We start from the raw sequence: 25,458 nt of genomic DNA, 5'->3' as shown, positions 1-25,458 counted from the left end.
ATTTGTTAAGTTTTTGTAAACCATTTAATCAACATATTCAAAAATAATAATTATGAAAAAAAACTACTTAAGCTTTTTTTTAACATTCTGCCTAGTGGTATTGGGCGTAGCAAGCGTTTCTGCGCAGTCTACGGTTTCTGCTACTTATAGTTTAGGAGATATACCTACTTCTTATGGCAGTTACGATGCTAGTTGTACAGGGCCTAGCACGACTTTAGATATTACTTTGCCTGCTGGAGGGCCTTGGCAGGTAACCGGATTTGACGTGGCCTACGATATGACGGCTGCCTCTGGTGGCTGGATGAGCGAGCAACGCTCCCAAATAGCAATAAATGGTATAGAAGAGGCGGTTGTTAATGGCTCAGGTTCCTCGGCAGGGACTCAAAATTATAACAGAACCAATATCGCTATAGCAAACGGTTTTTATAATGGAGGGGATGTTTTGACTTTTGAAATGAAGGCTTGGAGAACCTATGGAGGGTCTCTATGTGATACACAATATAATAAAGTAGATGACAACACCTGGACCATTACAGTGAATTATCAAACTGCACCTACTTGCATTGCACCGAACAATCTTCAAGTTTCTAATAAGACCAATACAACTTTAGATTTGTCTTGGAGTCAAACAGGAACGGTTTCATCTTGGGAAGTGGAATACGGTGCTCCTGGTTTTACTCAAGGTGCTGGGACGACTGTAGTGGTAAACACAAATCCAAATACTACCATATCAGGACTTACAGATAGTACAACTTATGACTTTTATGTGCGGGCAAATTGTGGTACCAATGGTGATTCTGCCTGGGTGGGTCCTATTTCAGGTACCACAACTATTGATTGCGGACCATTGAATTTAGGGATTAGCTCAACTACAGATGGATCTATTACTTGCGCAGGTAGTACCGTTTTGACAGCAACTGCTAGTGGTAACGGTAGCGATATTTTTTGGTATGACGCAGCGGTAGGTGGTAACCTTGTTGGTGCTGGTGCTAGTTTTACTACTCCGTACCTAACACAAACCACCACTTATTATGCCTCGGAAGTAGCTTTTTCTGGAGGGAGTTCAGGAGGGTCTAGTTTACCCACCTATTGTACGCCTACTTATAGTATAGGTTGTACTTCTTCAGATGATATTGATGACTTTATTATGAATGATGCCGGAATAAATCATTTAGGTTCAGGCTGTTCAACAGGTGCCTATGGCGATTTCACAAATGATTCTAGCTTGATAGGTACCTTATCGGTTGGTGCAACCTATAATTTTAGTGCTACGCACAATTTCTCAAGCCATCATTTGAGAATTTATATCGATTTAAATATGGACGGTAACTTCGATCCGTCAGAAATGCTATTTGATTCTCCAAACGGAGGAAGTACAACAACTGGAAGCATTACGATTCCTGCATCTGTTGGCGGGGCAACAGTGATGCGAGTGATGGGTAAATATGGCTCGTTCGGCAGCGGAGCAACTGCTTGTGATGCCGGTGGTTCTTTCGGAGAAACACACGATTACCAAGTGATTATTGCAGATTTAGAATGTGAGTCTCCTCGTGTAGCTGCAACAGCAAACGTTTCGGCTGCTGGTGATTTAGCAGTTACAGCACTACCTTATAACAATAGTAATGATACCGCTAATTATGGAGATCCGTTTGAGGGTACCCCCGGCACAAATTGCGGTGCTGGATCTGAAAATTACCTAAGCGGTAACGATGTTATTTATAAATATACCGCAACCAATACCGAGTTGGTAGATATTTTAATGTCCAACTTGTCAGGTTACTATGCAGGGGTTTTTGTTTATGAAAGCTGTGGCGATTTAGGAGTTAACTGTGTGGCTGGCGCTGTGGCTGGTCCAAGCGATGATGATTTTGGAATCGAAGATTTTCAAATGACAGCCGGTCAAGACTATTTTATAGTAGTATCGAGTTGGTTAACTTCAACAGTTGGCTATACCTTAGATATTATACCTTTTTCTTGTGCCAGTTTAGCCAGCCCAGTAGCAGACCCACTCCAAGATTTTGTAGCGGGAGACACCTTAGCGGATTTAGAAGTAGATACCACAAAAAATACAGCTACCCTTGCATGGTATAGCGATCCTCAAGGAAATAATCCGATTGCCGATACTACTACTTTGGTTGATGGAACAACCTATTATGTAGCTCAAGTTTTTAACGGCTGTGAGAGTACTTTAATTCCAATTACAGTTGATGAAATTGATTGTACATCTTTGGCAATTATTTCTAGTATAGACGATACTGTTTCTTGTAAGGGTGTTATGCAATTATCGGCTACACCAAGCGGAACGGGTTCTCAAGTATTTTGGTACGATGCCGCTACTGGAGGACAAATCGTTGGAGTAGGAAATCAATTTACAACAGAAGAGTTAACCTCAACTACGTCTTATTGGGCATCAGAAGTGATGCTTATGGGTGGTACTTACCAAGACCAAGGTAAAGTTACTCCTAATGATTTTTCGAGTACACCATCTACACCAAGAGGACTTACTTTTACTGTTAATCAATTTACAACGATATTAAGTACACGTGTTTATTCTTCTGGTAGCGGAGGTCCGCTTACGGTTGAGCTAACCGATGATAACGGTACAGTATTACAGTCAAAAGTAATTAATATTCCTGCAGGGTCTTCTTCAAACCCTGTGCCTGTTGATCTTTCTTTAAACTTTACAGCTGCCACGCCTGGTAACTACAGGTTGTTGGCAACAGGTCCGGCAATGATGTATAGCTTTAGCGGTGTAAACTTCCCTTATACGCTTGGTTCTACAGGATCAATTACTGGAGCATATGCCTTTGGAGGTCCTTCTACAAGCTATTATTACTTTAACAATTGGAAGGTGATCGAAGGGGAGGTTATTTGTGAGTCTCCTAGAACAGAAGTTACCGCTACCGTTAATCAATCGGGAGATGTATCTTTAGATTATACCAACCTGCCGTATACAGATACCAATACTACTAGTGTTTTTGGCGATAATTTCAATGGTGATGCAGGAAGTAACTGCCCAGGTGTAGATATATTAAATGGTAGTGATGTTGTTTACCAATACACGGCAGACCCAAATAATGATGATATATTAGATATTGAATTGACAGGAATTACCAATAATTTCACAGGGATGTTTATCTATTCTAGTTGTGGAGATGTTGGAACCAATTGTTTAGCTGGAGATGTGAATGAGGGGGCTAATAGCATTCTTATTGAAGATTACTATGTGAATGCAGGTGAACAAATTTTTATTGTAATCAGTTCTAAAAACGGAAGTACTAACTATACTTTGAATATCAATGGTCTTGATTGTAATAATATTGCTGCCCCAACTACAGATGTGGCATCTCCTTTCTTTACGTCAGGTGATACCTTAGCCGATTTAGATATAGAGGGCTCTCAATATGCAACTTCTTTTAACTGGTACAGTGATGCGGCTGGAACAATGCCAATTGCAGATACTACAGCAATGGTTGACGGAGTAACCTATTATGTTTCGCAAACTGTTTTAGGTTGTGAAGGGGCTTTATTAGCAGTTACCCCCGAAGAGTTTGATTGTAATGCTATGGGTGTAACTATTTCTGGTCCAACAAAAGTATGTGCGCCAGGTGGGGTAGTAAATTTAGTAGGTCAGCCTAGCGGTTTAGGAACCGATGTATATTGGTATGATGCTCCAACTGGAGGTAATGTGGTTAATGTAGGAGCAAATTTTGCTGCTAATGTTACTGCAACTACCACTTTTTATGCGGCAGAAGTTTACATTGAAGGAGGTTCTGGAAGTGCAGGTGTAGCTTATTGTATTCCGCCTAATAATAATTGTGGTGCGGGCGATGATATTGATGATTTTGATATGGCAGCTGCTAATATCGTTCATTTGGCAAGTGGTTGTTCAGCTAATGGTTATGGTGACTTTACAAGCGATCCTAGTTTAATAGGGGCGATGGTTCCTGGTGGAAATTATCCATTTAGTATTACGCATAATTTCTCAAGTAACTATGTGAAAATTTGGATTGATATAAATAAAGACGGTGTATTTGATGATGCAACAGAGCTGTTATTTGCCTCAAGTTCAGGTTCTAATAATACTACTGGTAGTATTACCTTACCTGCTAATACTCCTAGTGGATTAACTAGAATGCGCGTAATGGATAGATATGGTAGCTTACCAACAGATTCTTGTGATCCGCAGGGTTCTTTTGGAGAAACACACGACTATGCGGTAATGATTGGGCAAGTATTATGTGAGTCGCCTAGACAGAGTATTACCATAGACGTAAACAATCAGCCAACAGGAGTACCAACAGGAAATGCAACCCAGCAATTCTGTGAGGGAGCTCGTGTAGGTGATTTGCAAGCTAGTGGTGTTAATTTGCAGTGGTATGATAGCAATACGAACACTACACCATTAGATAATGCAATGCCTTTAGTAGATGGTTCTACTTACTATGCTACTCAAACAGTTGATGCTTGTGAAAGTACGGCTAGATTAGAAGTGGTGGTAAGTATATTGCCTAACTCTAGCTTACCAACAGCTCAAACCAACCAGTCGTTTGTAGCAGGAGAAACGGTTATGGATCTAAGCGTAGTGGGAGATAACCTGAAATGGTACTATGATGCTTTTGGCGCTAATGAAATTACTAACCCTGCTGCAGAGGTTCTGGTTGATCAAGGTAAGTACTATGTAAGCCAGACACCTGCCAATCAATGCGAAAGTGGTTTGGTTGAAATTACTGTTCATTCTGAATTGAGTACCTCGAATCCTTTATTGGTAGATTTGTCTTATTACCCTAACCCAATGGAAGATTTCATTCAGGTGAATCACAGCAATCCAATTGAAACTATTGAGATATACAACCTTTTAGGTCAGAAAGTGATGACTCAATCGGTAAATGCTCAACAAAGTAAACTAGAGGTTTCTAATTTGGCTAGCGGACCTTATTTTATGCGAGTATCGATTAACGGACAATCTGTTATGTTAAAGCTTGTTAAAAAATAAGGCTTCTAATTTTAACGCAATTAATAAAAGCGGGAATCATATGATTCTCGCTTTTTTATTGACTATACTTACCAAAAATTATCATAAACAATCTTAATAAGTCATTAAAAAATCCATATATTTGGAGATAATGTTAAATATAACCTACCCTAAAATTAATGATTTATGAAAAAAAAATACTGTTTAATGACGCTTGCCGTCATATTTTTAAACTCCTGGCTGTCTTTTGGGCAGTGTAGTGGGTTAACTGCTCCTTGGAGCGAGGATTTTTCGGCCTCGTCGACGCCATCTTGCTGGGTCGAAGGAGGAGATACCGCATGGAAATATAGTACCTCGCCAGGTTATGCTGCTTCAAACGTAGCAGACCATTCGGCTTCAGGTACTACAAACTATGCTTGGATAGATGGTAGTAATAACACCAATGCTGAGGCTTCAACACTTGAAACGCCAAATGTAGATGTGTCGACTTTAACTAGTCCAGCTTTAATTTTTTATGCATTTTCAGATAACACCAATTCTTCTGCAGTTAATATTTTAGAAGTTGACCTTAATGATGGTTCGGGTTGGGTAAATGCTTATCAACAAAATTACCTTCTTGGTGCTAGTTGGAAAGAAATTGTAATTGATTTAGCAGATTACGTTGATGTAACAGGAAATGTGCAAGCTCGGTTTAAAATTATTGGAAATGCAAATGGAGGAAGTACCTTTCATAACGATATTTTAATTGATGATGTAAGCTTTGATGAAATTACAACTTGTCCAGATTTATACGGAATAGATTTAAATAATTTAACGGCAACAGGAGTAGATGTTAGTTGGACTCAGCCTGGAGCTGGGATTACGCAATGGGAGATTGTATACGGTACACCTGGTTTTGATCCGCTAACCGCTGGAACATCAATAATAGATAATGATGGTACCTTAGGCGAAAGCATTTCAGGATTAAGTGCTAACACCTCATATGATTTATATGTTCGAAACGTATGTAATGGTGTAAATAGTGATTTTTTAGGACCACTTAGTTTTGCAACCCCGTGTGTTGCGGTAACTTTGCCTTGGGTTGAAGATTTTTCCTCTTCTTCAACACCTAGTTGCTGGTCTGAAAGTGGTGATACCGCTTGGAAGTACAGTACCGCTGCAGATTATGCTGCATCTAATGCCGGAGATCATACCGCTGGAGGTGGTACCAATTATGCCTGGATCGATGGTAGTACTAATACCAATGGTGAATCTAGTACGCTAACCACGCCACAAATAGATGTGTCTACTTTAACCGATCCGGCACTTATTTTTTATGTATTTAGCGATAATACAGATTCTGCAGCGGCAAATATTTTAGACGTTGAGCTAAACGACGGTTCGGGTTGGGTGAATGCTTATACTTTAAACACCTTATTAGGGCCTTCTTGGGAAGAAGTGGCTATTGACCTTTCGGCTTCAAATATCACAGGTACAATTGTACAAGCTCGATTTACCATCACAGGAAGCACAGCAAATGGAGGTAGTACCTTTCATAATGATGTTTTACTTGACGATATAACCTTTGATGAGATGCCAGCTTGTACCAACCCGTATAATGCTTCTTTCTCTAATTTAACGGCCTCGAGTGTAGATGTAACTTGGCAACAAGGCGGGAATGTTTCAACTTGGGATATAATTTATGGTGCTGCCGGCTTTGATCCGAACACATCAGGTACCATAATCAATGATACCGATGGTGTTGCCGGGGAAACGATCACTGGGCTTTCTGCGGCTACAGATTATGATATTTATATTCGATATGTATGTAACGGTACTCCAGGAAACTGGGTGGGTCCTTTGCAAATCACAACACCTTGTGTAACATTCATAGCCCCTTGGAATGAGGATTTTGCAGGATCTTCTACGCCTAATTGTTGGACAGAAAGCGGCGATACGGCTTGGAAATATAGTACTGGTCCTGCTTACGCTGCAGCGAATACGCCAGATCATACGCCCGGTGGAGGTACTAATTATGCTTGGATGGACGGTTCTACTAATTCAAACGGTGATGTAAGTACCCTGACGAGTCCTAAGATTGATGTTTCAGGGCTTACCGAACCAGCTGTTCAGTTTTACCTTTTTAGTAATAATACCAATGACGGAGCTATTAATGTTATAGATGTCGAGGTGTTTGATGGTGCTAACTGGAATCCATTACTTAACATTAATAGCTTACTTGGCGCAGATTGGAAAAGATATATATTTAGTCTATCTAATTTAACAATCACCGGAGACGTTCAAGTTCGATTTACAGTGACCGGCTTCAGCGGTACAGGAAGTGCGTTTTATAATGATATTTTAATTGATGACGTAGAGTTTTTAGAAATGCCTCCGTGTATTGATGTTGATGACGTAGAAGTTTCTAATGAGCAATTAACCCAAGTAGATATTTCTTGGTTGAATTTCAACGGAGCGGGTACGCAGTGGAATATTGAGTATGGTGCACCAGGATTTACACAGGGCACAGGAACCACCGTGGTGGCTACTAATAATCCTTACACCTTAACAGGATTAACGCAAGGAACGGCTTATGAGTTTTACATCCAATCCGATTGTGGAGGAGGAGACCTAGGAACTTGGGAAGGGCCTTACGATTTTAGAACCTTTACGCCAGGGGCAAGTTGCGACGTACCTTTAGTGGTTAACGCCTTACCTTATACTTTTACTGGAGATACACAAAACTATTTGAATGTGTACCAAGGAACCCCAGGGTCTACTTGTGGTACCACCGAAAATTATTTAAATGGTGACGAAGTGGTGTTTGAATTTACTGCAGCTACCACACAAAATGTTGATATTGAACTTTCGGATTTATCTGCATATTATGCTGGTTTGTTTGTTTATGAAGACTGTAACGATATAGGTTCAAGTTGTGTGGCTTCTTTGGTGGCAGGTCCTAGCGATGATGATATGGCTATAGAAGATTTTCAAGTAACTGCTGGCCAAACCTATTATATTGTAATTTCTAGTTGGCTGGTTAATCATATTGGATTCACCTTAGATATTATACCTTTTGATTGTAATAACTTAACGAGTCCTACGGCTCCGCCAGCGCAAGAATACGTGGCAGGGGATACCTTGGCCGACTTAGAAGCAGATACCACAAAACCTAATGCGACTTTAGTGTGGTATAGCGATCCGCAAGGGAATAACCCAATTGCTGATACGACTGTTTTGGTTGATGGAACTACTTACTATGTAGGTCAAGATTTTAATGGATGTATTAGCGGATTAACAGCAGTTACTGTAAACGAAATAGATTGTACTACTTTAGCTATCACGGCAACAACAGATGATTCAGCTAGCTGTAAAGGAAAGTTGACTTTAACGGCAACCGCTAGTGGTACAGGTGATGATATTTATTGGTTTGATGCTGCAACTGGAGGGCAAATTGTAGGAATTGGTTCTTCATTTACAACTCCAGAGATTACAACCACTACCGATTATTGGGTAGCAGAAGTAAAAACCGAGACCGGTGGAGGATCAGGAGGTATTAATAGTTATTGTACCCCACCTAATAAAAATTGTGGTGTAGGTGATGATATTAATGACTTTATTATGAATGATGCAGGTATTAATCATCTAGCCACGGGTTGTTCTCCTAATGGTTATGGAGACTTTACTAATGATCCAAGTTTACATGCTATGATGGCGCCGGGTTCAACGTATAATTTCTCAACTACTCATAATTATTCTGGGCACTACGTGAAAATTTGGGTAGATGCCAATCAGAACGGTTCATTTGAAGATCCAGGAGAGATGCTTTATGCCTCAACAAGTGGAGCGAATGCTCATAGTGGTTCGATTACCATTCCAGGAAATGCCTTAGGAGGTGTTACACGAATGCGCGTTACCTCACGTTGGTTAGGAGCACCTACAGATTCTTGTGATGCAGGAGGTAGTTTTGGAGAAACCCACGATTATTTAGTAATGATGGGACAAGTAATTTGTGAGTCCCCTAGAACAAAAGTTACAGCAACAATCAACCAAACTGGTGATGTTCAAGTGAATTATACCGATTTAACTTACGTGGATACCAATTCAACTTCGGTTTTTGGTGATAATTTTGATGGAGATCCAGGTTCAAACTGTCCGGGAGCAGGATATTTAGGAGGAAATGATGTGATTTATCAATATACTGCAGATCCTGCCAATGATGATATAATTAATATTGAATTGTCAGGAATTACCAATCCAGAAACGGGTATGTACCTGTACTCTAGTTGTGGTGATGTAGGAACAAATTGTATTGATGGGGTAGAAAACCAGGGAGCTTCTGTAATTAGTATTGAAGATTACTTGGTTCAGGCTGGTGAGCAATTGTTTATTGTAGTGAGTTCTAAGTCTGGTTCTACTAATTATACTTTAACCATTGAAGGATTAGACTGCGCAAACGTAGATCTTCCTCAAGGTGATCAAGCACCTTATTTTATAGCAGGTGAAACGATTGCTGATTTAGAGGTAACTGGTTCTGTACATAATACTGGTTTTAATTGGTATAGTGATGCAGCGGGTACAATTTCAATCCCGACCAGTACAGCTCTTGTAAGTGGTACTACTTACTATGTAACCCAGACAATCTTGGGTTGTGAAAGTGCGACCTTTGCCATTACCCCAGTTGAATTTGATTGTAATTTAATGGGAATCACAACCTCAGGAGATACTACTATTTGTGCTCCCGGTGGTGTAGTTGACTTAACAGCAACCCCATCTGGTGTTGGTTCAGAAGTTTATTGGTATGATGCAGCAACTGCTGGTCAATTAATTAATGTAGGTCCAAATTATTCGCCAGATGTGAGTAATACTACTACTTTCTACGCTACCGAAGTGTATATCGATGGCGAGTCAGCCAGCTCAGGAAGTGGGAAAGTGGCCCCGACAGGAAACTCTGGAGTAAGTCCGTTTTCTGGTGGATATGGATTGATTTTTGACGCCACTCAACCTTTCAATTTAATTAGCGTAGAGCTTTTTAGTTCAGGAAATGGTGGTCCAGCGGTGATAGAGTTGCAAGACCCATCAGGTACTGTTTTAGATAGCCGTACCGTTACGCTTCCAGTCGGAACAACCAGTAATCCTACGTCTTATATTGCGAATCTTAATTTCGCAATTACACCAGGAACTTATAGATTAGAGGCGGTGTCGGGTCCTAGTATGATACGTGATTTTTCAGGAAATAACTTCCCTTATGACATCGGTCCTGGTGGTTCGTATGGTTCTATTACCAATGGCGCCAGTGGGACAGGGACGAGTTCAAACTATTATTATTTCTACAATTGGACTATTACTACAGGAACTGTTTTATGTGAATCACCACGACAAGCAATAACGGTTACCGTAAATAATCAACCTACAGGAGTACCTTCTGGTGCGACCACACAAAATTTCTGTGAAGATGCGCGTGTGAGCGATCTGCAAGCTACTGGTAGTGATATTCAATGGTATGACTCAAATACAAGTAACTCGCCTTTACCATTGGCTACTCCTTTGGTGAATGGAGAAACTTACTATGCAACCCAAACCGTAGACGCTTGCGAAAGTACTTCAAGGTTGGCCGTTACAGTAGTTGTGCTTGATCAAGCACCAATGCCAGCGGGTAACAGGAACCAAAGCTTCAGAGCTGGAGATATGGTAAGCGACTTGGTGGTTACAGGTTCTAACTTGGCTTGGTATAGCGATGCATTCGGACTCAATCCTATAGCAGACCCAACCACAGAAGCATTAGTAGACCAAACGACCTATTATGTTAGTCAAACGCCTACAGATGAATGTGAAAGTGAATTGCTTGGAATTACGGTGCATTCAGAATTAAGTACAACCAACCCAGTGCTAGAAGGTTTGTCATACTACCCTAACCCGATGGTTGATTTTATACAAGTTTCGCATACTTCACCTATAGAAAGTTTGACCGTATATAACTTGCTAGGCGAAGAAATTGCTAGTAAAAAAGTAGGAGCTAACGAAGCTCGCCTTGATGTTGGTAATTTAGCTAGTGGTCCATACTTCATGCGTGTAAAAGTGGGAAGTAATTGGGTTATTGTTAAATTAATTAAAAATTAATGTAATTTTTTTAGCACAGAGAGTGAATTTTATTGCTCTCTGTGTTAAAAAATATCTTATTATTGTAACACAACTAAATTTATTTAAATATGAAGAAAATATACTTGTATTTAAGCGTCATTACCTTGTTTATGACGTTTAGTAATTTACATTCTCAAGTCTTGGAGACTCAAAACTTCGAGGACGGCTCAATGGTCACCGACTTTCCAGGTTGGTTCTCTCCTCTGCCGCCTTTTATTTTGACCACTTCTAATGCTTGCGAAGGAAACCAAGCCATAAAAGCAGAGAATAATGCAACAACACTTAGTTCTTTCGTGCGTTATCTGTCGCCAAATGTTACCACTGGTGAAGCCATTACAGTCTCTTTTGACTATAAAATTACTGGCGCCAATGGTACTACTCCGGTAACCGGTAATTTTGGTACCATTGACTTGCAGTACACAGCAGATGGTGGAACCACTTGGACTACCTACGAAACTTTAGATCAAACAGATGTGCAAGCTTCGGGTTGTGCCAATCATTCTTTTACTATACCCGCGGCTAACTTGCCGGCTGGTTCAAATTTTGGTTGGAAACTAATTACCAACCGTCTGAATGGTAGCTTTCAAGTTTTTATAGATGATTTTTACGCCTATGAAGAGCTTGCTTGTATTCAACCGGTTTATGTAGATATCGATGAAACTTCGATTACAACTACTGGTGCAGATATTTCATGGCAAGACATAAACAATCCAAACGCGGCACAATATGAAGTGTCTGTTTGTACGCTTCCTGGTTTACCTGGGAATGTTGCATTTTGTACCAACACTACTGTAACCGGTAACAATTCGATTAGTTTAACAGGATTGACGGATGCAACTAACTATTATGTTTACATAAGAGCCCTTTGTGGAGGAACAAATGGAGATAGCAGTTGGTCTGAAGTAGTAGAGTTTCAAACCATTGCAATTGGTTCGAGCTGTAATGATCCTTTAGTGATTAATGCAGACCCAAATAATCCAGTTGCAGCCGATCTTCCTTATACTCAATCTGGCCAGACTATGGTTTATGGTGATTTTGAATCAGGAACACCAGGTGCTAATTGTGGAGTAGCTACCGCTATCCTTAACGGATATGAAGTAGTTTATGAATATACAAGTTCGCAGGATGATATTCTTGAGGTTAACGTGACTAATTTACCGGCCAACGCTAATGTTGGATTGTTTGTATATGAAAGTTGTGCCGATATAGGAAACTTCTGCGTTGCAGGTGGTTTTTCTGATGATGGAACACCAATCAATGTAAACAGTATTTTTATTAATCAAGGAGAAACTTATTACTTTGTTCTAGCCAGTACAGACAATACTTTTGAGCCATTAGATGCGTCTTTCACTTTTGATATCGAAGGATTTGATTGTAATACCTGGACGCCTCCAAACGGTGCTAGTAATATACAATTTGTATCAGGTCAAACTTTGAATGATTTTTCAGATTCATCTTTAGGGGTTCAGCCTACTATAACAGGAGCTACTTTAACTTGGTACCAAGATAATAACGGTGCGCAAGGAGCTGCAATTACTACCAATCTGGCTAGTATTAATCTAAATGACCAAGACGTATATTGGGTGACTCAAAATATTGGAACTTGTGAAAGTCCAGCTTTGCAGGTAACTTTTGATGAGTTTGATTGTAATTCCGATTTAGCAGGAATTACCAGTACAACCAGTGCTTATGTTTGTGAATCTGGATCAATGACTTTACAAGCTACCGCAGCAGATCCTACTAAAATTTATTGGTATAACGCGCCAACCGGCGGAGAAGTAGTAGCGGTGGGTAGTTCATTTACCACTCCTAACTTAACGCAGACTACTCCTTACTGGGTGTCTGAAGTGTTTTTAGGAGAAGGTCAAATTAACGGTCAGGCCAAGCCAGGACCTACTACCATTTCAACTTCAAGTTCTACCAATTATGGTCTAGATTTTACGGTAAACCAACCCATGACCATTGTTAGTTTAGATGTATATTCTGCTGGTTCAGGTAATCTAGCTTTAGAATTGCAAGATGGAAGTGGAAACCCAACAGGTGATGTTGCATTAGTCCCATTAAATAGTGGTACTTCAAATAACCCTACTTTAACCAAAGTGAATTTAAATTGGGAAATTACTAATCCAGGTACTTACCGTTTGGTTAAAACCAATAATGCGAATTTATTATACAGTACTTCAGGTAATTCAACATTCCCATATGCTTTAGGGCAGTCGGGTGAAGTTACCGGGGGTAGAACAAGTTTTGGAACTTCAAGTAATTATTATTACTTCTATAATTGGACCATTACAGGACCTACCGTTCTTTGTGAAACAACAAGAACCCAAGTTGACGCTGTTGTTGAAGACATTATTCCAACTACTGTTACGGCAGATAACACTTTAGTTTGTGTAGGTGACCCTGTGAATTTATCGGTAACTAGTACAGACCCAGATTATGTATATACATGGGAATGGAATAGTGGTGGTCAATTGCAGACCGACACTGGTGCTAATATTACCGTTAATCCAAACGGAAATACCACTTATACCGTTACTGCTGTTAATTCAGTAACCAACTGTGAGTATGTAAATACTATTGACATTATCACTAAAGGAGTTAGCTTCTTACCTGTAGCGCCCACAAGCCTAGATATTTGTAAGAATGATGTAGTTGCTTTAGAAGCAGGTAGTATTATTTATGATTTCGAATCGGGACCAATGGGATGGACAAATCTAAATAATTCAACCGTTCAGGTAACTGGATTGAATCCAAATTCTTCAGATTGGGTGCAAGTGAGTTCTCCTTATGGTATAAACTTGAGTTCAATATCTAGTAACGATAATTCTTCGTTCTATATTTCAAATGCAGATGACTTAGGGCCTGGAGCTAATTTGGATGCTAGTTTGGTTTCACCTTCTATCGATTTAGCAGGAGTGTCTTCGGCAGAATTAACTTTCTACCAATACTTTAGAGGATATTTTAGTAATATGACTAATCAAACTACTTCGGCTAGAGTTGAAGTGTCTGTAGATCAAGGTGCTTGGCAGTTGTTGAAGGAGTATGATACCCCTTCTCCTGATGTAGGTACAGCAGATAATTTTGCTATGCAAACTATCGATCTTTCTAACTATACAGGTTCTAATGATGTACGCGTACGTTTCCGACACGTAGGCGGTTGGGGATGGTATTGGGCTGTAGACAATGTCTCAGTTGCAAGATCTTACCTAGATGCACAAGTAGAATGGACACCTACTACCGATTTATATTTTGATGATCAAGCGACTTTACCTTATGATGGTTCACCAGCCTCTGTGGTTTACGTAAAAGGAAATACTAACGGGCAAACTACTTATACCGCAAGCTTAGATGTTTTAGGTTGTAACCCGGTGAACAATACTATAACAGTAAATGTAACCGAGGTAGTTGCACCTACTGGAGCGGCTAACCAAACCTATACAGGTTCAGGAACAATTAGTGATTTAGTGGTAACAGGAACCAACTTGAAGTGGTATGTTTTAGATAATAATGGTGATTACCAACAGGTAACCATCAATGAGCCATTAAGCGATGGACAAACTTACTATGTAACACAGTCTACAGGTAATTGTGAAAGCGATTATCTTGCTGTGACAGTGGCAATGGAGTGTCCAGAAGCTACTAATGTAACAGTAAGCGCATCTAAGCAACCAGGCTCTACCACCGCAGGCATAGTGGTAACTTGGACAGAGCCGGCCATGTTAGATGGTGTGGTTGATTATGAGTTAATTCTTTTAGATAGCCAATCAAATCAAATAGCACAAAAGAATGTGGCCGTAGGTAATGACTTCGCTATATTCCAAAACTTAGCGCTAGATGAAGATTATACCTTAGAGTTCTCAACGATTTGTGACGGAAATAGTGCTAACCCAGTAAGAAGTAATACAGAAACAATTAACTTCGATACCAATAACTTAAGTAGTGCTAATCCAGCTTTTATCGGATTTAATTTTTACCCGAACCCAACTTCAAGCTTGGTTAACTTCGAAAACCAAATTGAAATGGAACGTTTAGAAGTGTATGACATTTCTGGTAAGCAAATTATGGTGAAGCAAGTAAATAATAACCGTGCGCAAATTGACTTTAGTGCATTAGCCTCGGGTAGTTATTTTGTGAAGGTAGTATCGAATCAAACCGCTAAAATGGTTAGAATAATAAGAGATTAATCAATTAAAATATGAGCAAGCTTAGTTATTACTGAGCTTGCTCTTATAAAACTTTAATAAAATGAATATGAAATTACTCAACTTACCGCTAATAGATACCCGTTGGTTGGTTATATTGGTTGGTGTTTTAGGTTTCTCTATCAATTCGGCAATGGCTCAATGTACCACCCCGCCACCGGTTGGAGAATCCTTACAAGATTTTTGTTCTCAAACCAGCTGGAATAATGGAGGCTTTAACGTTTCTGAAGGAGATGTTTTAACCGATTTACTTATCTCTGGTGAGAATTTAACCTGGTATGATGATAACAATGGGGTTCCTGGAAACCCAATTGCTAATCCATCAGCCGAAGAAATGGTAGATGGAGCTACTTATTATGTAACTCAAACTCCAGCCGGAGGTTGCGAAAGTACCCCGCTGGTTGTTACGGTAAACGACAAGGGCTGTGGTTGTATAGAAAACAGAACTTTTGAAACACAAGATGGACAAGCCGATTATTCCGGATATAGCTTTTATAAGCAACCCTATCAGGTTGGTCATAAAACTTGTGGGGGTACCACTTTAGGAGCTGCAACTATAACAGGTGGTGACCAAGATGCATCGATTGTAGCTTCGGGAATAGACCCAACTGTGCAAGTGGCTAATGTGCCTACGACCAACCCTAACAATCCGAACTCTCAGCGTTCACTTAGATTGAATAGCAACAGTACTGGTCAAGTAGCGCACGCAACAACCGAGTTTGTGGCCGGTGAGGTGTTTGTTTTTAATTTTTCTATGATTTTAGAAGATCCTTCAAATGAACACGCTTTCGATGAGTTGCCTCACTTCCAAGTAAGAGTATATGATGTAGCTTCAGGCGATTTGTATGCTGACAGATGTATTATATCTATCCCTACAGACTGTATTTTTACACCTGACCCTGGAAATGATCTTTTATTTAGCGAATGGTCTTGTGTTAAAATTAATACACTTGGTTTAATTGGTCAACGTGTACGTGTTGAGTTTACAGCAACCGACTGTACCTTAGGAGGACACTTCGGGTATACTTATGTAGATGACTTGTTTGTAGGAGACGAAGCAGATGCAAATTGTGATGATCCTGCCTTTGGTTACGTTGCGATTGATAATTTAGAAACTTCTGGTAATAATGGTGATGAAGGCTGTGTGATTGGAGCAACCAGCACAACTACGGGTGCTTGTGGTACTTCTAATATTGCCGATGCTTTACCTTTCCCATTAGAGGTTTGTGGTACTTATGTGTTACCACAGAGCTCAGGTAATCCTGCTACAATTGACGAATTCAGATTAGATATTTTACAAAATAATACAGTGGTTGGGTCACTTACCAATCCTGTATTAGATCCGGTAAACGGAACTTTCTGTTTTACCGTAACGGCACAAGATGTAAATGCTTCGCCATACGGAGACTTTAATTTTGAGACCTATGCTGAGTTCGGATTAAACTGTGGTCGACCACAAGTGGTGCCTATTGATGATCAATTCTCTATAGATATTTGTCCAGATGCAGGATGTCCTGCACCAATCACGGTTTGTGATGATACAGGAACAGGTATCGGTACTTTTGATCTAACTCAAGCAACACCTCAAATTCAAGCTTCTTGGGCGGCAGGTGATCTAGATATCACTTACTACGAAACCGAGGCAGATGCTTTTGCAGCAAGTGGAAATGAAATTACCAACCTATCGGCTTATAACAATACCATTGCTTATGAGCAAGTTATTTATGCTCGTGTAGATTGGAATCCAAACGGTGTTACCGGAAGTGATTGCTACTACTTAGTAAAAGTTGAGCTAAATGTGGATGCGTTGCCAGTAATCAATATCGATACCGATAGAACCGTTTGTGGGTCTAGTTCATCGGTTTCTACAAATATTGTAGCTACACCAGATAACTTAGCAGATCTAGAAGATATTAGATATGTATGGTTCAAAGACGGTGTGCAGTTACCACATACAGGTAGTTATTATACCGCTACAGAGCCAGGTCAATATACTTTTACAGTATGGAATAACGATTGTGAGGTTTCAGAAACCGTAAACGTAGAAGTAATAGAGTTTGATGTAGATTTAGGAGACCCTATGGTAGAAATTTGTAGTAATTCTTCTTATACGATTACCGCTAATATTATTGACAATACTACAGCGGGTATGGATATGAGTCAGGTAACCTACGCTTGGAGTAATGGTGAAACCACTCCTAGTATAGATGTTACCGAATCTGGAGACTACTCAGTTGATGTAACTTACGAGGGTTGTACAGTAACCGAAATGATTAACGTACAACTTGCTATCCAGCCAATTGTTTCGTTAGGAGACGATATTACTTTCTGTTCGGGTGATTCTAACCAATTAATGGCCGATGTTTCTAACTTCACCGATACTAGTGGCCTTGAATTTACTTGGTTTAGAGATGATGTTGAAATTACTGGAGAAACAGGAACTATGCTTAACGTAAGTGAAGCAGGTGTTTATAAAGTAAGAGTAAATCAAGTAGGAGTAGGTAATTGCTTCGGAGAAGCAATGGTTAACGTAGGATTTTATGCCAATGAAAATTGTGTAATTTCAGAAGGTTTATCGCCTGATACTACACCAGGAGAAAATGATAATTTTGATTTATCTTTCTTAGATGACAGAACAGGAATAAGCTCTTTGCAGGTTTTCAACCGATATGGAAGAATTGTTTTTGAAAAGAACAATTACAGAGATTCATTCATCGGTCAAGATAAAGATGGAAATAAATTACCAACAGGAACTTATTTCTATGTGATCGAATTCAAGCAAGAAGATGCTGTTTTTGGTAAATCTAAAAAAGGTTGGATTTACATTAACCGTGAGGCTAATTAATAATTGTATAGCAAGCACCCCAACCCACGGGTGGGGTGCTTTATAAAACTTGAAATATTAAATATGAAAAAACTATATATTTTACTGTTCGCAGGGATGTCGCTTTTCGGTTTTGACGCCCAAGCGCAGCAAGATCCACAGTATACGCAGTATATGTACAATATGAACGTGGTGAACCCCGCATATGCCGGCTCAAAAGAGAACTTGAGTATAGGCTTATTGTACAGAGATCAGTGGAGTGGTCTAGACGGTGCGCCTAAATCATTCACTTTTTCGGCTCATTCACCGGTAGGAGAAAAAACAGGATTAGGACTATCGGCTATTTCAGACGAAATAGGGCCTGTAAAAGAAACTAACGTGTATGCAGATTTCTCGTATACTTTAAACTTAGGGGCAACTACCAAGTTGGCTTTTGGTCTTAAAGCGGGAGCTACTTTTCACGATGTTAACTTGAATAGCCTGCAATTAGATGATACTGCAGATCCAGCATTTGCCAGTAACATCAACAATACCTACCCTAATGTAGGTGCCGGTGTTTTGCTTTACGGAGATAATTACTACATCGGTTTATCGGCGCCAAACTTTCTTAAGTCAACTCACCTTGATGCAGATCCAGACGGGAGAGAGTATGGTAATGAAGAAATGCATTACTTTGCAACGGCAGGTTACGTTTTTCAGTTAGGAGAAAACTTAAAGTTTAAACCTTCTACCTTAGTTAAGGCTTCATTTGAATCGCCTTTGTCATTCGATCTGAATGCTAACTTTTTATTCTATGACCGTTTTGAAATAGGGGCTTCTTACCGTTATGAAGATGCTATCAGTGGTTTGGTAGGAGTTAGAGCAACCGATTGGATGCATATTGGTTTTGCATATGATAACTCAATTTCAGATATTGATGAGCCTTCGTACGAAGCCTTCATCATATTTGATGTGTTCTTCAACAAGAAAACCTATAGATCGCCTCGTTACTTCTAATGCTAAAAACTTAAGTGAATTTAATTATGAGAAAAATATATTATTTATTTATACTTGGCTTTATGGGTTCTATGACCATGGGCTTTGCACAAAATTACGATGCCAAAAAGGCCGACAAATATTTTGAGCGCTTGCAATATGTAAAAGCAGCCGACAAATATTTAGATATCGTAGAAGACGGAGACGCAGATGCATATGTGTATGGGAGATTAGCCAAAAGCTACTACAATCTTTACAACACCAAAGAAGCAGAGCGTTATTATAAATTGTACCTAGAGACTGCAGAAGATGCTTCGGCAGATGAGTATTACAACTATGCTCAAATGCTAAAAGCCAACAAAAAGTATGACTTAGCGCAAAAGGCTATGCAAGATTTTGCACAAAAGTTTCCAAGAGACGGTAGAGCACGTAGCTTTATGGCAAATCCTAACTATATGCAAGATTTGTTAAGCAAGCAACCTGCTTACGAAATGATGGCTTTAGAGAACTTGAACTCAGAACTTTCAGATTTTGGAGCTTATGAGTTCAATAATCAATTGTACTTTGTTTCTTCACGTAATAAATCAAGAAAAGATTACGGGTGGAACAAGCAACCAACCTTAGATGTTTATGTGGCTACCAAAATGGCTGGTGAATATACAGAGGCTAGTTTGATACCAGGGGATGTAAACTCTAAGTACCACGAAGGTACAGTGAGTATTACTCCAGACGGGCAAACTATGTATTTTACGCGTAATGATTATTACGACGGTGATTACGAAAAGGATAGCACAGGAATCAACCAATTAAAGGTTTTTAAAGCTACTTTATTAGAAGGCGAATGGGCAGATGTACAGCCTTTGCCTTTTAACAACTCCAACTATTCTACAGGTCACACTGCACTTAGCCCTGATGGTCGTACGCTTTACTTCTCTAGCGATATGCCAGGAGGAGAAGGTCAATCAGACTTATATAAAGTGAGCATCAACGAGGACGGTACTTTTGGTTCGCCTCAAAATTTGGGTACTGCAATCAATACTTCGGGTAGAGAAAGTTTCCCGTTTGTAGATGAAAACGGAATCTTATACTTCTCAAGTGATGGACATTTAGGAGTAGGAGGATTAGATGTTTTTAAATACGAAAACGGTCAAGTAATCAATATCGGTAAACCGATCAATAGCGAAGGAGATGATTTCGCATTTGCCTATTACCCAAGTAAAGAATACGGTTTTGTAAGTTCAAATCGTGGCGAGGTTTTAGAAAATATCGCTAACGATAATATCTATATGTTCAAAGATATCATCAGAGATCTAGAGCTTATGGTACACGTAATCAATATGGAAACAGGCGAAAGCATTACCAATGCAGAAGTGGCGGTGTATAACCAAGCAGAAGAGAAGCTTAAATCTGCCGGTACCAACGCAAAAGGAAATGCTAAATTTGTTCTTTCTTCACAAGAAGATTATACGGTTCAAGTTAATGCAGGAGAATACGAAAGTAATTCGGCTGCTGTAACGAGTGTAGAAGGACCTAAGAAAATCACTATCGAGCTTACGCCGATTAAACCGATGATTCAAGAAGAAGAAATCGTGTTAAATCCTATCTACTTCGAGTTTGATAAGTCGGCTATAACCAAAGAAGGTGCTTATGAGCTAGACAGATTGGTGGCAATTATGAAAAAACACGACAGCTTAAAGATTTTTGTTCGTGCGCATACCGATAAACGCGGTTCTGAAGCTTACAACTTACAGTTGTCTCAAGCTAGAGCTAAGAGTACGGTACAATATGTTATCGATCAAGGTATAGATGCAAGTCGTATTGATGGAGAAGGTTACGGGGAGAGTCAACCAAAAGTTGAATGTTCACCTTGTACAGAAGAGCAATACCAAGAAAACCGTAGATCTGAATTTAAGATTGTTAAAGAATAGCTTAGCTTATTTTTAATCTCATAAAAGCCTGTGATTGTTCACAGGCTTTTTTTTGTTTTCATATTTTTAAAAGAAAGGTTAAATACTTGTTAAGAGAAGTCCAAAAAATTGTTTAAATTTCGAAACTCAAAAATTATCATAAATAAAACAACTTTGAGGTAGGAGTTTTCCTTACTTAGTTGTTTTATAAGTAACCATTAAGATAAAAACTTGGATTAAAAGATTACTTATGAAGAAAATTACCCTACTACTACTGTTAGTACTCGCTAGGTTTGCGGCGTTTGGGCAATGTACACCTAACCTTACGGTGGCGTATACAGATCCTAGCGCACCTGTGCTTTGTGCCGATCCAGCTACCGGACTCTATATTGTAGATCCGGCCTATGAATTGGAAATTACACTCGAAGATGCTGTGGGTGCACCACTAACTTTTACGTTAAACAATAATGATTGGATTTATGTGGCTCCTGGTCAAACGGGGCCATTGCCAAATCCAGGAGGAGCCTCAGGTCAAACCTCACCTCCATTGCCTAGTGTGTATTGGAACGGTAACCCGCACGCAGGTGGTGCTGGTAACACCAACCCAGATATTGGGGCGCAAGATTATACCAGTTACCAATATACCGGTACCTTTACCATACCAGGTTGTGGTCAAGATACTTTTGATATTACTTTAATTACCACTGGGTTTACTTATGACGACTTGTGTAGGGGAGATGTAAAAGATTTAACTGATTTAGAAAACGATATCCCTATTTTGGGGAATTACCCTAGTATTACTTGGTATGATGATGCAGCGGGAACCACCGCTTTACCGAGTAATACCCAATTGCAATTCAACGAGATTTACTATGCCGATTTAGGTTTAGGTTGTGCTTTGGTACCGGTGCAAATCAGTTCCAAATCGCCAGTTCCCGAAGCGGCCAGTGTGCAAGAATTTTGTACAGCGGCCACTTGGGCGGCTGCAGGTTTTCCTGCCCAGCCCGGTGACACCGTAGAAGATTTAATTATTTGTGGTCAAAATTTAACTTGGTACTCAGATGCAGCGGGTACAACAGTTATTCCAACTAGCACGGCTTTGGTTCAAGGACAAACCTATTACGTAAGTCAAACCGTATTGGGTTGTGAAAGTGACTTATTGGCCATTACGGTGACGGAACAAGAGTGTGCGTGTTTGGAAAATTCAGGTTTCCAAGACCAAGGTGGTAATTTTAATCCAGCTGGTTTTGACTTTTATTCTAATTCTTTTGGTAGTATTTCGGCTTGTCAAGGGATGGATTATATGCCTGGAGCAACACTTATAAATGGAGCCAGTATACCTGCCAATGATCAAGCTGCAGCGATTTCGTATGCTACCGCTGGTAATAATATACCGGTTTTGACGCCTTATTCAGTATATGTTCCCACCACCAGTCCTTTTGGTTGTTCTGCTAACTCTATTAAGTTGAATGATAACACTGGAGGAGGTAGAACCGTTGGTATTTTAGAAAAAGAATTTATCGCAGGCGAAGTGCTTGTTTTTGATTTTGCTTTGGTTTTTGAGAATCCTGCCGATCACGCTTTTGATGATCAGCCTTTTATGACGATTCGGGTTTTTGACGAAAATGGAAATTTAGTACAAACCCGTTGTGTGGTGTCAAATCCTGAAGATTGTATATTTAATATAGCTAATCCTGGGGCAACAGATCTTATAATTTATAGTACTTGGTCTTGTATCAAATTAAATACCGGTGAGTTACAAGGGCAAAAAGCTAAATTGCAAGTAACTATTGGTGACTGTGATTTAAGTGGCCACTGGGCGACAGGTTATCTAGATAACTTTTATACCGGAGATGATGTAGCAGGAGTTTGCGATGATTCAGCTTTCGGTTATTTATCTATTGTTCCTGTGGATGACGGAACAGATCCGTACGCCTCTTGTTCTTTATTCGATGTTCCTCAAGATCCTAATTGCGCGCCAGCGCTACCTGCTTTGAACCCACAGTTCCCTATAGATGTATATTTTGATTATGATACACCTATCGGTGGGCAGTTAAATGAATTGCAGTTTGATATTTTTGATTCTAATGGGAATAAGGTCTACACTCCAGTACCTTCAACAGTAAGTACAGATCCTGTAACCGGTTATTATTACTACACTATTAATCAAACTGATATTCCAGCAGGTTTTGGTGCTTATAACTTTGTGAGTAATGCTGAGTACGTGATGAATAATTGTGGTGGTACGCAACCCTATACCTATCCAGTACAAGCAATCAGTAATGGTTTTAAAATTTGTCCTACTGCCGGTTGTCCGCCAGCTGTTTCTTTCTGTGGTACTACAGGTTCTAGTTTTAGCGTAGATTTAGAAGATCCTAACACCCAAAGTGCCGTATTAGATGGTATGAATGCGTCAGATCTTAGCTTTACGTATTGGACAGATCAAAACGACGCCTTAAATGGTTCTGGCCCTTCACAGATTCCAGCAGCCAACATAAATAACTATACAGTGACTACTTCTACCACGGTTTATATTCGTTTAGATGCTATACCAGCTATTGCCGATTGTTATGATGTAGTGCCTTTAGATATTTTAATCGGTGATGTGCCTGCTGTTCCAGCTACTATCGCAAATATGAACATTTGTGGTGGGGGAACTGTAGATTTAACCACTCAAGATGCGGCGGCTTCAGCGCAAGCGACCATAACGGTTAGCGTTACTTATTTTGACGATTTAAATAATGCACAAAATAATTTGTCTCCTATTGCCAATCCAACTAACTATAGTCCGGCAGTAACCACGACGGTATATGCTCGTGTAGAGAATGCAGAAGGTTGTTATGAAATCACAACTTTTGATGTAGTGGTAGGTACGCCACCAAATTACAATCCCCCTGCAAATTTAGCGGAGTGTGATTTAGGTACCCAAGACGGATTTACGCAGTTTGATCTAAATGCAGCGGCAAATCAAATTATAGGAGGAAACCCGAATACTTCGGTAGACTTCTATGAAACCCAAGCGGGAGCCGATGCACAAGACCCTAACGATTTATTGCCTTTAAACTATACCAATACTACTGCCAACCAACAAACGATTTACGTTTACATAGAAGACACTTCTAACGGTTGTTATGTAGTAGAGCCATTAACTTTAGATGTTACTCCTGCTCCAGTAGCCAATCCTGCTGGTCCGCTTTTTGCCTGTGACAATGATGGCGATGGTAGCGAAGATTTTGTATTAACCGCTATGGATAATACCATATCTGGAGGTGGAGCTAACTTAGCAGTAACCTATCATGCAAGCTTGGCTAATGCTCAAGCCGGTACAGCTGCTTTAAATTCGCCTTATACAGCTAGTGGTGCAACTACTACTATTTATGCACGTTTAGAAGACACTTCTGGTGCAGGCTGTTATGATACAGTAGCCATTGATTTAGAAATCGGTGATGCGCCAAATCTTCCTGCTTCTATACCTAATTTAGAAGCTTGTGACGATGCTCAAAACGGTGTTCAAACCTTTGATTTGACTTCACAAGCGGCGGCAATTACTGCTAATATGGCTAATCCCGCTGGTGCAAGCTTAACTTATTATGCGAGTCAAACCGACTATAATAGCGGTACGCCTATACCTGGTGCTAACCTTACTGCTTATGACAACATAAGCAATCCGCAAAGTATTGTGGTTGAAGTAGAGGGGGCTAATACTTGTATTGCAACCATTAGTTTTGACCTTGTAGTAAATCCATTGCCAACGTATAATACGCCTAATTTGTACTCTATTTGTGATCAAGGGGCACAAGATGGTCTTGCCACTTTTGATTTAAGTGTAGCAACCGCACAAATAACAGCTGGTTTTGCTAATCTTAACTTGAGTTATTATGAGCTTCAGGCAGATGCAAATGCGGCTAATACCAATACTTTAGCTAATAACTATGATAATACAACCCCTTATAATCAGACTATTTATGTATTGATTGAAGACACCACAACAGGTTGTACTATGGTAGATCAATTAGATTTAGAAGTAGTGGCTTCACCAACAGTGAATCCTGCGGGACCACTTGAATTGTGTGATGCAAATTTAGACGGTAGCGAAACTTTTATTTTAGCCAGCCTAACGGCGACTATTGAAGGTGGAGCGGCAGGAAGTGTAACCACTACCTACCATCCTACACAAGCCGATGCAGACAACGCAACGGCAACGCTACCAATGAATTACAGTACAGTAACTACTACAGTTTATGCAAGAGTAGAAGATAACGGCCCTGCTGGTTGTTACAATACGATTGCAGTGAACCTTAATGTATTGCCTAGCCCAGACCTAGTGACCAACCTACCGGCTTTAGAAGCTTGTGACGATGCGCAAAATGGTGTGCAGACCTTTGACTTAACCAGTCAATCTGCAGCCATTTTGGCCAATGAAGCAACACCAGCTAATTTCACCCTGACCTA

7 protein-coding genes are annotated in these 25,458 nt (G+C 39.9%); all 7 read left to right on the top strand.

The features are described from left to right. Nucleotides 1-52 precede the first annotated feature (52 nt). Nucleotides 53-4,996 (top strand): GEVED domain-containing protein, encoded by a 4,944-nt coding sequence (locus FT993_RS03190; protein ID WP_147861098.1) that lies wholly within the window; start codon nucleotides 53-55, stop codon nucleotides 4,994-4,996. 165 nt (nucleotides 4,997-5,161) lie between these two features. Further along, complete coding sequence (locus FT993_RS03185; protein ID WP_147861097.1) at nucleotides 5,162-11,074, top strand: GEVED domain-containing protein; 5,913 nt, start codon at nucleotides 5,162-5,164, stop codon at nucleotides 11,072-11,074. An 89-nt stretch (nucleotides 11,075-11,163) separates the two neighbouring features. After that, on the top strand, nucleotides 11,164-15,282 hold the full coding sequence (locus tag FT993_RS03180) for a T9SS type A sorting domain-containing protein (protein ID WP_147861096.1): 4,119 nt from the start codon (nucleotides 11,164-11,166) through the stop codon (nucleotides 15,280-15,282). Between the two features lie 61 nt (nucleotides 15,283-15,343). Continuing rightward, the gene (locus FT993_RS03175; RefSeq protein ID WP_147861095.1) at nucleotides 15,344-18,145 is read left to right on the top strand and encodes a gliding motility-associated C-terminal domain-containing protein; all 2,802 of its coding nucleotides are present in this window, start codon (nucleotides 15,344-15,346) and stop codon (nucleotides 18,143-18,145) included. Nucleotides 18,146-18,208: 63 nt separating this feature from the next. Beyond that, nucleotides 18,209-19,120: a type IX secretion system membrane protein PorP/SprF gene (locus tag FT993_RS03170; RefSeq protein ID WP_147861094.1), complete on the top strand. Its 912-nt coding sequence runs from the start codon at nucleotides 18,209-18,211 to the stop codon at nucleotides 19,118-19,120. Nucleotides 19,121-19,146: 26 nt separating this feature from the next. Further along, the gene (locus FT993_RS03165) at nucleotides 19,147-21,027 is read left to right on the top strand and encodes an OmpA family protein (protein ID WP_147861093.1); all 1,881 of its coding nucleotides are present in this window, start codon (nucleotides 19,147-19,149) and stop codon (nucleotides 21,025-21,027) included. Nucleotides 21,028-21,256: 229 nt separating this feature from the next. Next, a partial coding sequence (locus FT993_RS03160) for a hypothetical protein (RefSeq protein WP_147861092.1) occupies nucleotides 21,257-25,458 on the top strand: 4,202 nt, incomplete at its 3' end.

It is taken from the genome of Mesonia sp. HuA40 (assembly GCF_008017835.1).
Taxonomy (GTDB): domain Bacteria; phylum Bacteroidota; class Bacteroidia; order Flavobacteriales; family Flavobacteriaceae; genus Mesonia.
The sequence above is the reverse complement of the archived record's forward strand: the minus strand, read 5'-3'. Positions and strand labels throughout refer to the sequence as shown.